The 13,405-nt window shown below is 63.9% G+C and carries 7 protein-coding genes; 3 read left to right on the top strand and 4 right to left on the bottom strand.

The window, feature by feature from the left end; all coding sequences use genetic code 11:
* Positions 1 to 43: 43 nt before the first annotated feature.
* Positions 44 to 1,600, top strand: coding sequence for an amidase (locus AVMA1855_RS23005; protein ID WP_284427459.1), 1,557 nt, complete (start codon positions 44 to 46; stop codon positions 1,598 to 1,600).
* A 17-nt stretch (positions 1,601 to 1,617) separates the two neighbouring features.
* Positions 1,618 to 2,793, top strand: coding sequence for an NAD(P)/FAD-dependent oxidoreductase (locus tag AVMA1855_RS23000; protein WP_284427458.1), 1,176 nt, complete (start codon positions 1,618 to 1,620; stop codon positions 2,791 to 2,793).
* A gap of 113 nt (positions 2,794 to 2,906) precedes the next feature.
* Here AVMA1855_RS23000 and AVMA1855_RS22995 read toward each other — a convergent pair whose 3' ends face one another.
* The 3 genes from AVMA1855_RS22995 to AVMA1855_RS22985 form a co-directional block, all read right to left on the bottom strand.
* Positions 2,907 to 3,518: a DMP19 family protein gene (locus AVMA1855_RS22995; protein ID WP_284402987.1), complete on the bottom strand. Its 612-nt coding sequence runs from the start codon at positions 3,516 to 3,518 to the stop codon at positions 2,907 to 2,909.
* Between the two features lie 102 nt (positions 3,519 to 3,620).
* On the bottom strand, positions 3,621 to 8,075 hold the full coding sequence (locus tag AVMA1855_RS22990) for a LysM peptidoglycan-binding domain-containing protein (RefSeq protein WP_284427457.1): 4,455 nt from the start codon (positions 8,073 to 8,075) through the stop codon (positions 3,621 to 3,623).
* Between the two features lie 171 nt (positions 8,076 to 8,246).
* The gene (locus AVMA1855_RS22985) at positions 8,247 to 9,437 is read right to left on the bottom strand and encodes an amylo-alpha-1,6-glucosidase (protein WP_284402989.1); all 1,191 of its coding nucleotides are present in this window, start codon (positions 9,435 to 9,437) and stop codon (positions 8,247 to 8,249) included.
* A 119-nt stretch (positions 9,438 to 9,556) separates the two neighbouring features.
* On the opposite strand from AVMA1855_RS22985, the gene AVMA1855_RS22980 reads away from it, so the two are divergent.
* Positions 9,557 to 12,259 carry an excinuclease ABC subunit UvrA gene (locus AVMA1855_RS22980; RefSeq protein WP_284427456.1) on the top strand — a complete coding sequence of 901 codons (2,703 nt, stop codon included), beginning with the start codon at positions 9,557 to 9,559 and terminating at the stop codon, positions 12,257 to 12,259.
* A 331-nt stretch (positions 12,260 to 12,590) separates the two neighbouring features.
* Here AVMA1855_RS22980 and AVMA1855_RS22975 read toward each other — a convergent pair whose 3' ends face one another.
* Positions 12,591 to 13,256 carry a LysR substrate-binding domain-containing protein gene (locus AVMA1855_RS22975; RefSeq protein WP_284427455.1) on the bottom strand — a complete coding sequence of 222 codons (666 nt, stop codon included), beginning with the start codon at positions 13,254 to 13,256 and terminating at the stop codon, positions 12,591 to 12,593.
* Positions 13,257 to 13,405: the final 149 nt, after the last annotated feature.

Raw genomic sequence — 13,405 nt, 5'->3', positions numbered from 1 at the left:
TGCCGGATACGCACTGCCAAATCGACAAGGAGACGAGTACCCCATGACCACCCCCAGCACGCTGGTCGAGTTGACCGCCAACGAACTGCGTCACCGCATCGGCAGCCGAGAGGTATCGCCGGTGGAACTGCTGGACGCCTGCATCGAACGCATCGAGGCGTTGAACCCGTCTGTCAACGCCATCACGGCCACCTGCTACGACCGCGCCCGCGCTGAGGCCAGGGTGGCCGAGGAGGCCGTGCTGCGCGGCGAGCCGTTAGGCCTGCTGCATGGCCTGCCGCTGGGCGTAAAGGATCTGGAAGCCACAGCTGGGCTACTGACCACCTATGGCTCGGAAATCTATCGCGACCACATTCCTATGCAAGACAACGTGCTGGTGGCACGCCTGCGAGCCGCAGGCGCCATCGTGGCGGGTAAAACCAACATTCCCGAAATGGGTGCCGGCGCCAACTCGCGCAACACCGTGTGGGGGGCCACGGGTAACCCGTTCAATCCTGCGCTGAATGCCGGGGGCTCATCGGGCGGCTCGGCTGCGGCGCTTGCCTGCGACATGCTGCCCGTGTGCACAGGCTCGGACACGGGCGGGTCGCTGCGCATTCCCGCCTCCATCTGCGGCGTGGTGGGTTTTCGGCCTTCACCCGGTGTGGTGCCGAGTTCACGCAAGCTGCTGGGCTGGACGCCCATCTCCGTTGTGGGCCCAATGGGCCGCACGGTGGAAGAAGCTTGCCTGCAACTGGCCGCGACGGCGGGCATGTCGGCCGGCGATCCGCTGAGCTACCCGCTGGACCCCACGAGCTTTCAGTTCCCCGAAACGGTGGACCTGGGCCGCCTGCGCGTGGCGATCACGGAGGACTTTGGTGCCTGCGCGGTGGACAACGGCATCCGCGCCGTGTTTCGCACCAAGGTGCAAGCCATGAAGCATTTGTTCGGCACCTGCGACGCGATCGACATGGACCTGGGCGACGTGCACCGCTGCTTCGACGTACTGCGCGCCGAGGCCTTCGTGGCCGGCATGCGCGAAGCCTACCAGCGCGACCCGAACAGCCTGGGGCCCAACACCCGTGCCAACTACGAAATGGGTGCCGCCATGACGCTGCTGGACAGCGCCTGGGCACAGGCCGAGCAAACGCGCATTCTGGCGCGGTTTCAGGCGCTGTTCGAGCAATACGACGTGATCCTTTCCCCTACCACGCCCGTGTCTCCCTTCGCATGGACGCAGCTGTTTGCCAGCCACATCAACGGCGAGCCACAGGCCAATTACTACCGCTGGCTGGCACTGACCTATGTGACCACGCTCACCACACACCCCTCGCTGAGCCTGCCTTGCGGGCTGGACGACGCGGGCATGCCCTTCGGCCTGCAGATCGTGGGGCGCTTTCGGGCAGACCGCCACACGCTGGGCGTGGGCCATGCGATGGAGCAGGCCTTCAAGGGCATCGCCGGGCTTCACCGCCCAAGGCCGGACCTGGCCAAGTTGGTGGCAACCCGTATGGAGCCCGCACTGACCTCGATCGTGACCGGCGCACCCGATCCACGCGATGTCCGCAGCCTGCCGCGCGATGACCGAGCGGCCTCGGCGGTGAAGGTGTCTGCGGTGTGATGGGGGAGCATGAAATCATGCAATCAGTGGACTACATCATCATCGGCGCAGGCATTGCAGGTGCCTCGCTGGCCTGGCAATTGGTCAATCGGGAGGGCGAGAACGAACGCCCCGGCGTGCTGCTGCTGGAGCGTGAATCGCAGCCTGGTTATCACACCACAGGGCGTTCCGCGGCGCTTTACATGGCCACCTATGGAACCCCCAATATCCAGGCGCTCACACGAGCAAGCCGCGCTTTCTATGACGCGCCGCCGCCCGAGTTCGGAGCGGACCCCATCCTCTCGCCCCGTGGCGTGGTCTATGTGGCGGGGCCTGACCAACTGGACCTGCTGCAGCATACTTATGACGAAGCCCGGGCCGCATCGCCCAATGTGGAATGGATGGAAAAGGCAGCACTGCTGGCCCAACTGCCATGCCTAAGGCCCGATGCCGTGGCTGCAGGCATGCGCGAGCCCGACGCAGCCGACATCGACGTGCATGCGTTTCACCAGGGCTATCTGCGTGGGCTGCGGCAGCGTGGTGGTCAGGTGCTGACCCATGCCGAGGTAACGGCTCTGCAGCGCCAGGGCGGCGGTTGGCGGGTCACACTGGCAGATGGCCGGCAGCTGCAGGCCGGAAACATCGTCAACGCGGCGGGCGCCTGGGCCGATGTGGTGGCAGGCCTCGCCGGCGTGCCGCCCATCGGATTGGAGCCGCGCAGGCGCACCGCCTTCACCTTCGCCGTGCCCGAGGGCCTGGATGCCACGCACTGGCCGGCCGTGGTGGGCATCGACGAAAGTTTTTACTTCAAGCCCGATGCAGGCCAGTTGCTGGGTTCCCCTGCCAATGCCGACCCCACCCATCCGCACGACGTGGTGCCCGAAGAGCTGGATGTGGCCACCGGCATCTATCACATCGAGGAAATGACGACTTTCCAGATCCGCCGCCCATCCCATACCTGGGCGGGGCTGCGCTCATTTGTGCCGGATGGCGACATGGTCATCGGGTGGGACAACCACGTGCCGGGCTTTTTCTGGCTGGCAGGGCAGGGCGGGTATGGCATTCAGAGTGCTGCTGGCGCGTCGCTGCTTGCTCGGCAATTGCTGCGCGGCGAGCCACTGCCTGAGGAATTGGTGCGTGAGGGCTTGGTGGTGGAAGGGCTATCGCCTGCCCGGCTGTCCGCACGGCAAAGCATTCCGGGCCAGGTGACGTAGCGCTTTCCTGGCCGCGAAGTCAAAAACCATTCCCCGATCACCGATGGGTGTCTGCATCGCGGCCATGGGACATCCATGGCGGCCACGGCGATCGTGACCTTGGGCCTGAGAGGTCAGGTCATTTTGTACAGCTGATGGGACTCGGCCAAATTCTCGAGCTGTGCACCGAACTGCTCCGCATGGCGCCAAAAGCGCCGGTCCAGGCCATCGAGCGCCTGGTTCGCAATTTCATATTCAGGGTGGTCTTCCGATGCCGTGCGCATGAGGTCGAAGCGAGCCACTCGGTTGGCGGGTACTGGTGCGTCACCGAATACCGCAGCCTTTGCCTGTAATAGAAGGTCTAGGGCCACGGTATCCCCGATCTCCTTGAGCGCATCGACGGTTTCGCGGTAGTGGTTACCGCTGGAGTTGGAGAAGAACTGATCGAAGCCTCCGTTGTGGACCTCGCCAGAAAGGACGCTGAGCAAGTAATAAAGCTGGTCGCCATGCGAGAGCGATTCAAAGCCCTCGCCTTTGTACACCCGGTCGACGAGGGCAATCCAATACAGGTGTTCCGGGGATTCTCGATCGGCACGCTCGGCCTCGCGGCGCTGCCGATGTTCCTCGCGACGCTCTTCAATGGAGCGGGTATTACCTCGCACACAAGGCATGCACAGGCCATCGTTGCTTGCTGCCGTATCGGGGTGAATGGAGTCGCCGCATCTGGTGCATGGAAGACGTTGCAAGGTTTGATTCCTGTCTGTGGATCAAGTCGACTGTGCCGTTCGCTTCGATCAAAAATTCGCGTGTGCGCCTGACGTGGATGACTTTGCCTCGCCGTCCGTCCTTCATGCAAGCGCTGAAACAATTTGCTGCAGTACCACCAAGGGCTGACGGTGCACCAGACCAGCATGGGCGTACAAGCTGATCTCGAAGCTCAGAAACCCCCCATAGGTTGGGGTGCCCGTATTGGTTCTCCAGGCTTCGAACGCGCCGATGATGCTCTGCACCGTGCTGGTCGCATTGAATTCAGAGAGTGAGAGGAACATCACCGGAGTCAGGGTTTCAATGGCCGGCGGGGAGCTTGCGACACGGTAGCCATAGGTGGTTCGGACCATGATCTCGCGACCCGTTTCATTGCTGTCGAACAACGCGTTGAACAGTGACGTCAGTGGGTTGGTGGCCACGTCGTTGGTCCAGATGCCGATGGGCAGCGGGGTATCGATGCGGATGAGTGGGATCAGCGGTTCTGAAAACCCCCTCTGCGGGGTTCGGTAGACAAAGGCCGGGCAGGTCAGGGCACCGTCGGTGCCCAGCAATTGCGCATTGCGTATGACGGCCACGGTAGCGTTGGCCCGTTGATAGCGAGCCACGTGCAGACCGGAAAGCGTCCATTGGCACGACACAGGGGTAAAAGCCGGCACATTGGGCACGCCTTCACCCGCAGGAAAGTTGTAGTCACGACTCTGGCCCACCGGCTCTACTCCGATCAGCGGGACGTTCGCGCCGTCTGCGCAGAGGATGGTGATCTCTGGCCATGCTGCGGGTCCATCGGCTTGCAGCCGCTGCAGCGTCAGTTTGCAGTAGGCAGGTTGATTGGTCCCGTCGCCAGCGGCTGTGGTGGCGTGCAGCGTTGCCAGGTATTGATAGCGCTCATGCGGCACACTCGCATCGGTCGAGCCTGGCATGGAGACGCCATGCGCGGCACTTTCGGCGCTGCCGGAAAGGTGTGGCGCCCGATGTCCGTCCATGCGGTGCGTGGCAGGGGGCGAGTCCTGCGAATCATGGCTGGGCCACCAATCCGACCAGAGTGCGCCCACACGTTCGGCCAGGTCGGCGTAGGTATGGAGTGCTGTCACGAGCACCGGGTCCTTCGGCGAAACGCTGGGCACTTGCAGTTGCCCAAGGATGGCCCAAAGGGGTTCCTGCACGGCCGTGTACTGCGCCAGGGCCTGGAACAGCGCGTTGTCACCCCGGTTCCCGAGGTCGGTGGCAACGGGCGGCTGACCGTTGAATTCAATCTCGATGAGGGCTTGGTCTTGTGCTGCGTTGTCATGGGCATGGATGAACACATAAGACCAGTGCAGAGCCTCTGCCAGCGTGGCTGGGTCGGTCGGCCCTTCGGCCTGATGCGAGACCGCGAGCGGCGGGTTGGGGCAGGCGCGCAGCGGCACCGGTATGACCGTCGTGCCCAGCGGCGCGCTGAAGGCCGCGGGTGGGAACCGTTCGAAGTCGCGCAAGAAGCTCAGTCGCTTTGGCGTGCCACTGTCGTTGTCCGAAAGCTCGCCGGCGACCTCCATGTCATGGATGGCATAGTCTGGTTGCAGTGCCACCGCTCGGTGGAAGGCGGGCTGGTCAACATCCAGCGGGAAGGAGACAGTGCCTTTGCGGGTGTTGGCCAGGGCGGTCGCGGCATTTCCCAACTGGCAGATTTTCCACGCGCCTGGATCTTCGGAGACGGAGTCGTGTGCGCCTGCAGCCTGTGGATTGCCCACGTGCCCAGTCCCCCAGAGCCGTGCCATGGACGCGGTGGCTGGGGATGTGACAGCGGCATTGAACTGCAGGATGGCAGCGGTGTCGTAGCCACTCAGCAACTGGTCCTGCAGGCGCTGTTGCAGTGCTTCGCGAGCCGCTTGCCATGCCTCCGAATCGAGGGCACCAATGCTTGTCTCCTGGATCACCAGGACGGGGGAAAGCCCGTTTGCCACGGCGCGGGCCAGAACCTTCTTGGCGGTCATCAGCCGAGCGAGCGCTTCGGGCGCCACTTGTGCAGCGGGCACGGCATAGCGGTCAGTGCAAAGCTGGTCCAATCCCGCCAACCAGATGCGCACCCAGGCCTCCAGGTCAATGCCCTGGTAATCGTTGACAGTGGAGGCACCCCAGCCGCCGGTGGTCTCGTCAATGGATCGGATCTCGACACCAGTCGCGTGCTCCAACGTGTTTGACAGAGGGCGCAGCGCGAAGCTCAGAGGCTGGAGCCCTTCGACGCCAGGCACGCTGGCCTGTGGCGACACCTTTACTTCGGCGATGCCACCAGGGTCGACGAAAGAGACACCCCATACATCGGCGGGGGCAGTGCCATGCTCCGTGGTCATCTTCAGGCCGATCACAGTGCTCTCGATGGCAACAGCCAACTGGTCCAGCGCGACAGCGTTGCTTTCTTGGCCATCGCCAATGCCGTTGCCCACCGCCGCCACCACGCTGCTGTCCTGCACTGCCGCGCCGGGCGCTTCTGTGGTGCCACGCAACGCCGGTAGTACCTGGTCAGCGTCGCGCTTCAGCGTGACCCAGGTACGCAAAGGAAAAATCGCTGCCGGCAATTGCCAGCCGCCAGTGCCGAAGGCGGCGTTCAGTACCGTATCGACCGGCGGCAGAAGCAATTGCGCGCGGGCTGCCAGAAAAGCGGTGCTCTGATTCGCGCGGACCAAGTCCTCGATGGTGACGTCCATCCCGGCCAATGCGAAGCGGCGGATGATGGCATGGATGCTGTCGCCTTGCGCGGTCTCAATGGTAGGCCCATCGGCGACTTGCGATGGCTTGAGCACGAGGCCTGGCACGATCAGCTTCGGCGTGGCCGCATTGGCGCTGAGCAGTGCTGTCGCAGTCAGGCCATAAGCGGTAGCCAGATCCTTTGGCGTGGTAGGGCTTGCCAAAAAAGCAGGTGGACAAAGTAGCAGCGCGCCAGCGGCCAGTGCTTCGGGGTCGGTGGCGATGGCCGTGGCAAATTCGTCCAGGGTGACGGCTGGGTTGGCGCGCGCGATCAGCGCGTCGAAGCTGTCGCCGGCCTGGGTGGTCAGTGGTTGGCCTGCGACGGTGATGACCTGGCCTGGCGCCAGCGTGGCGGGCATGGAACGGTTGGTTTCGCACAATGCCTGTTCGTCTGTTTGCTCTGTGGCGGGCGCGGCGGCGGACACAAACAGCGCAGCAATGGCGGACAGTGTTTGACCAGTGCGAACGCGGTAGGGAATGCGCAGCGAAAGGGATGTGCCAGGCCATGCCGCCAAGCCGGGCACAGGAAAGTCGCGCGCCGCCAGTCCCGCGTTGTGGCGCAGCAGATCGCCCGGTCCGATGGCATGGGCGTGGGCCAAGGCGCCGAGCGGCTCTGCATCCAGGCCTGTGGTCAGCGTGGTTTTGAGCAAAAGCGCTGAACCTGCAGGGAGCAGATCCACCGTACTGACATTGAGTCTGGCCAGCGCGCCCATGGCAATGCCGGTGGGGTTGTCCGCCAGCGTCCAGCCGGCTTCGATCAGCCTGCGGTCCACTGCCAGCGTGATACTGGGGCGGAACATGCCTGGCTTGTCTGCGTTGGCCAGGGCGATCATGGCCGCTTCAATCGGTACACCTTTGTCTGAAAAGAGGTGCGCGATGTCGTTCAAGCAGGCATCGGCGCCTGGATCGCCTTCGGCCGGAACTTGCACCGCCACGCCTTCGGCTTCGAAGACAAAACCCGGCGCCAGCAGAGCGGGGCGGGCGCAGTTGGCCGCCACCAGGCTGGCCGGAGTCAGGTGCAGCGTGGCGGCGAGTGCCGACAGCGGCAGGCCGCCGTTGGGTTGTGTCCGGTCGGTGGTCGGAATCGCCAACTCGATGCCGGGGTTCAGCGGCAGTGAGATGTTGTTCGGGTCGGTCATCACGGCAGCAGGGTCCAGGTCCTCGGCCACCAGCGCTGCCACGGTGCCACCGGCCACGAAAGCGGCATAGCTGGGCATCCACAGGCCCTCAGGTGGTAGGTGCACCAGGGTGCCAATCGTGCGGTCTCGAGCGGTCAAGCCCATCGCCTGCCAATCCACACCGTAGTGCGCAGAGACATCGGCCGGCGTGGCTGCTGCGACGGGGTCGGCCATGGCCACGCCCAGCGTTGCAGCCGCTTGGCTGAATGCGTGGCACGCTGCGGCATGGGCGCGCAGCGGCGGGATTTCCACCGGCATTTGGATCGGCGTGCCGCCAGCCGGCTGGTTCAGCGAGGTGGCGAGGGTCAGTTGCATGTCCAGCTGTGCCAACTGCCACATGATGGCTTCGAAGCGGGTTGCGACTTCGCTGGCTGTGGCTGCCGCCGCATCACCCGCCGCTGTGGGTGCGGGCAGCAGGCCTTCGGGATGCATGGCGATGTTCACCGCCAATGTGGCGCCCGTGGTCTCGGCACTGGCAGGCAAAAAACGCCAGGCCATGGTGGTGCCTGGCCAGGATGCGATGCCCAGCACGGCATCGCTGTAGCCGACCGACGTGTTGTCGGTGTCGGCCTTTGCATCGCTTGATAGGGCGCTGGCTTGGGAGGGAGGGGATGGAGAGTTCACTGCGGCGCTCATGGTCGCGCGTCCCCTGGCGCTGTCAGGCTGGCCGAGACGGCCGGTGCAACTGCCTCGGGCGCAGTGCTGCTGCGGAATATATCTTGGAAGCTCCGCGCCGCTGCTGGCCATGGGTGGCGCGCGGGACTCGGCACCAAGATGCCTGCCCGGCCAACCTTCAGCAAGCCCCTGTCACCAAGCCGTCTCTTGACCCTGCAGCGCACGCCGGGCCATCAGGAAGGTGGCTGCATTCCAACTCTGCCCGGCCATACCGAGCGGCGCCAGCGTGCGGCCGTGGAACCACTCGGTGAAGCGCCAATTGTCGAGTTCGTTCGTGCGCGCCAGCTTGACCAGTTCGGCCCAGCCTTCTGCTTGCAGGCCCACCTTCGTCAGTGCCATGACCCAGAAAGCACCGACGAAGGGCCAGATACCTCCGTTGTGGTATTGGTGTGCAAGGTTCTGTCGATGCCGTCCCATGTAGGCTCGCCAGAGATCGTGCTGTTCCGACAGGGGATGCAGCACCACCCGCACCGGATAAGGATCGCTGGCCCGCGCGGCCCCGATCGCGTTCGTGATGCTGTGCGACATGGCCTCGTCGGCCAGGCCGCATTGGATGGCCAGCAAATTGCCGAACACATCACCCTCGTCCCCCACGACCGCCAGATTCACGAAGCTCAGGTAGAGCCCACGGTCACGCCGGCCACGGCGCGCGTAGTGCTGGAGCAGGCGGGCGCGGTGGTACTGGTGAAGATCGCGCTGGAACGGATTGAAGAGATGGTTGAAGTGGTGCTGCGTCTCGTCCGCATGGCACAGCGCGAAACGGCGCTTCACGTCGAACCACAGTGCATTGGTGTAGAGCACATATCCCGAGCGCGGCATGATGTCCGCCCAGTCGCTTGCCTCGTTCTGCTGCAACAGTCGAAAGTGCTGGTGCTCTTGCGCCAGCAGCCATCCGAGCGCGCGGTCGACTTCGCTGGCCCAGTGGTCGGTCCCAACCTCGCCGTGCCGTCGCACGTGGTCCACCGCGATCAGCCACCACAACGTGGCGTCGATGCAGCCCAGGTACCAAAAGTCCGCATCATGGCCTTCCGGGTCCACATACTTTGGGATCTGCCCGTTGGGAGCCTGCTTCGCCGCCAGCGCATCCAGGCTGGCCACCGCGCCTTGTTCGAGGGCCGGCACCCCGCTGCCGCACATGGCCATCACGCAAATGGCCGCATCCCGCCCAAAGATGCGCGTGTAGCGTCGCGCCTCCGCAGCTGCGGTGCGGCTTGCCGCCAAAATGCCATGCTGGGTGAGATTGCTCTCCAGCAGCGTCAGCGCAGCTTCCGAGCAGGTGTCAATCAAGGCGAGCGAGGACGTATCAAGGGTATGGTCGGACATGGGCAGTTCAGATGCCAAAGTGAACGATGCGTGGATTTTGCCGATCGTGGCGAGCGCTGACCATTTCTCCTTTTGTGCAACACCTCGCTGGCAAATCAACGGTAACGACAACCCATCCTATGCCAAACCAATTGAAGCAGGCGAATAACCACGATGGATTCGTTCTTGTGCGCGGCGCACGGGAGCACAACCTGAAGAATGTGGATGTCGAGATTCCCCGCAATGCCATCGTGGTGTTCACGGGCGTCTCGGGCTCCGGTAAGTCTTCGCTGGCTTTCGGCACCATCTATGCGGAGGCGCAGCGCCGGTATTTTGAGTCGGTGGCGCCCTATGCGCGTCGTTTGATCGACCAGGTGGGTGTGCCTCAGGTCGATGCCATCGAGGGTTTGCCGCCCGCTGTGGCCCTGCAGCAGCAACGGGGCACGCCCACCGCACGATCATCCGTGGGCAGCGTGACCACTATTTCCAGCCTGGTGCGCATGCTGTACTCCCGCGCTGGAACTTACCCACTCCGGCAGCCCATGCTGTACGCGGAAGACTTTTCGCCCAACACCCCACAGGGCGCTTGTCCGCACTGCCACGGCTTGGGCCGCATCTACGAGGTGACCGAGGCCTCGATGGTGCCCGACGATTCACTCACCCTGCGCGAGCGGGCTGTGGCGGCTTGGCCCAGCGCCTGGCAAGGGCAGAACCTGCGCGATATCCTGACCACGCTGCGGCACGACATTGATGTGCCTTGGCGAGATCTGCCGCGCAAGACGCGAGACTGGATTCTCTTCACCGACGAGCAGCCGACAGTCCCTGTGTACGCAGGCTTCACGACTGAAGAGGTACGCCGGGCGCGACGCGCCAAGCAGCAGCCCAGCTACATGGGTACCTTCACCGGCGCTCGCCGCTACGTGATGCAGACTTTCGCCACCAGCCAGAGCGCCATGATGAAGCGCAAGGTGGCCCAGTTCATGGTGGGCACGCCCTGTCCCGTGTGCCATGGAAAACGTCTCAAGCCGGAGGCCTTGTCCGTCACTTTTTGCGGGCTGGACATCGGCGACCTCACGCACCTGTCCCTGTCCGCATTGGCCGATGTACTTGGCCCGATGGCCGAGGGTGTGCCATCCATTGGGCCCTCGGAAAGTGCGGGCGCCAGTTTGTCGAAAGCGGCTCGCATGCGTGCGGCCGCAATGCGCGAAGCGGCAGGAGCGTCGGGCCACGCGGGCGCGCCCGACATCCGCCGTACGCCCAACCTGTCGGCGGAAAAGCAATTGGCCGCTCAGCGCATTGCGCAGGAGCTACTGGGCCGTGTTCGGGCGTTGACGGACCTCGGACTGGGCTATCTGTCGCTCGACCGCGCCACCCCCACCCTGTCGCCTGGCGAGTTGCAGCGGTTGCGCTTGGCGACCCAGCTCGCATCGCAACTCTTCGGAGTCGTTTACGTGCTGGACGAGCCTTCTGCCGGCCTGCATCCCGCCGACAGCGAATCGTTGCTGACGGCGCTGGAGCGTCTGAAAGCCGCCGGCAACTCCATCTTCGTGGTGGAACACGACATCGCCACCATGCGCCGTGCCGACTGGCTAGTGGATGTGGGGCCGGACGCCGGAGAACAAGGTGGCCAAGTGCTTTACAGTGGCCCGCCGCAAGGATTGGCCGGCGTGCTGCAATCCCAGACACGCCGGTATCTTTTCGCAGACGTTGCATGTGATCGCCGCGTCCGGCGAACACCGCAAGCCTGGCTGACATTGGAGGGTGTGCATCGCCACAATTTGCGGGGGGTGGATGCTGCTTTCCCCATCGGCTGCCTGACTGCCGTAACCGGTGTTTCAGGGTCAGGCAAGTCGAGTCTAGTCAGCCAAGCGCTTCTGGAACTGGTCAGCGCCCATCTGGGGCAGCCCATGTCGGCGCCCGAGGACGGTGGCATGCCGGAGGGGCCGCCCGATGCGGCTGCCGGCGATGATGATCCGGGCGCTACTCTTGAGTTGGGTGGGGCCATTCCCACCGTGGGCCGACTGGGTGGTGCAACCGATCAGGTGCGCAGGCTGGTGCGGGTGGATCAGAAACCCATTGGACGCACACCCCGCTCCAATTTGGCCACTTACACGGGCCTTTTCGATGCCGTGCGAAAGTTGTTTGCGGCCACACCTGCTGCACGAAAGAAACGGTACGACGCAGGTCGTTTTTCTTTCAATGTTGCGAAAGGGCGGTGCCCCACCTGCGAGGGCGAAGGTTTCGTCAGCGTGGAGTTGCTCTTTCTGCCCAGTGTCTATGCGCCTTGCCCCACTTGCCACGGAACACGCTACAACCCCCAGACATTGGCCATTACCTGGAACGGACTGTCGATTGCAGACGTGCTGGCACTTACCGTGGACGCAGCATGCGAAACCTTCGTGGACGAACCCAGTGTGTTCCGGTCTTTGCAAGTCCTGCGCGACATCGGTCTCGGCTACCTGCGCCTTGGCCAGCCCGCCACGGAGCTGTCGGGTGGCGAAGCACAACGCATCAAGCTCGCCACCGAATTGCAGCGCACGCAACGTGGGCACACGCTGTATCTGCTGGACGAGCCGACCACCGGTTTGCATCCTGCCGATGTGGACCGCCTGCTGTCCCAGTTGGATGCTCTCGTGCAGTCAGGTAACACAGTGGTAGTGGTTGAGCACGACATGCATTTCGTCGCCTCCAGCGATTGGGTGATCGACATCGGTCCGGGGGCAGGGGCCCAGGGCGGGCGCATCGTGGCGAGCGGGACTCCGCCGGAGGTGGCACGCTGCGCAGGGTCTCGCACCGCCGCCTATCTGAAAGCGGTGTTGGGAGCCATCACAACTGAAGCCTAAGCCCAGCAGGAACCCATGAGCTACGGCAGCATGGACCGCCCTGCTTACCCGCGTGATGGGGTGGTTGTGCTACCTGTCGTCTTGCGAGACTGGTATTTTTTCCAGAGATAGCCAGCGACAGCCATGAGAATCATTTTTCGCATCTGAAGACTCCGTTTGATGAAGTCCAGAGCTTCCTTGCGTTGTCAGTCGCGCCTTGTAGGAAGTCCGGGCGAGGCCATGTCGTCTTCTGCGGAATGCCCTGATCCTTGTCCGAAGGGGTGACAGAGGGGTTGGGCTCGTCGAGCCCATTCGCGGCAGCAGAGTGAGCGCGCTGGCTGGTGGCTTCCCATCAACGCTGCTGCGCTGAATCCAGCAGCCAGCTCCTAAAGGTCTGCAGGGTCGGTGATTGCACCGACTCTTCCGGATAAACCAGATAGTAGCCCTTGGGGCTGCGCCATGTGCGCGAAGACAGGCGCACAAGCCGCGTGGCCTGCACCATGTCTTCGGCCATGTAGTCCGGCAGCAGGACCACGCCCAGGCCCGCCACGGCGGCATTCAGTGCCATGGACATGATCTCGAATCGGGGGCCGGTGCGGCCGGGAGCGGCGTCGATTTGCTCCGCCAAAAACCACTGCTCCCAGGCATCCGGCAGTGTGTGGTGATGCAGCAGCCCCGAACCGGGCGTTGCTGCCCCGATCTGCGTGCCGTGGCGCGCCACCCAGGTAGGTGCAGCATAGGGTGCGAGGTCCAGTGCCGCCACGAAGTCGCAGCATAGCCCGGCGCGCTGGCCATCGCCGAATTCCAGGGAAGCATCGATGGTGCCAGCCTTGAAGTCGGCGGGGCCCACGCGTGTGCTCAAGCTCAGCGCAATTTCTCCATGCGCCCGGGTGAATGCAGGCAGGCGGGGGATGAGCCAATACGCACCGATCGAAGCGCCCACCGACAAAGCCAACCCGCCGCCGCGCCCTTTGAACGCCATCACATTGACCGTGGCCCGCTCCAGGCGCTGAAGCAATGGCGTGATCTCCTCGAGGTAGTAGGGAGCCTCTCACAACCCCATGTTTGACGAATCCGAACAGGAATGAGTGGGCGCCAGCAGCCGTTTGAGCGTGATGAGGCCCAGCAGCGGTCTGCGCCTGGGTGCATGAGGGGCCTTGCAGGCCC

Origin of the sequence: Acidovorax sp. SUPP1855, assembly GCF_030158955.1 — a bacterium.
Taxonomy (GTDB): domain Bacteria; phylum Pseudomonadota; class Gammaproteobacteria; order Burkholderiales; family Burkholderiaceae_C; genus Paracidovorax.
Note: the sequence above shows the minus strand (reverse complement) of the source record. Positions and strands in the feature narration are given on the sequence as shown.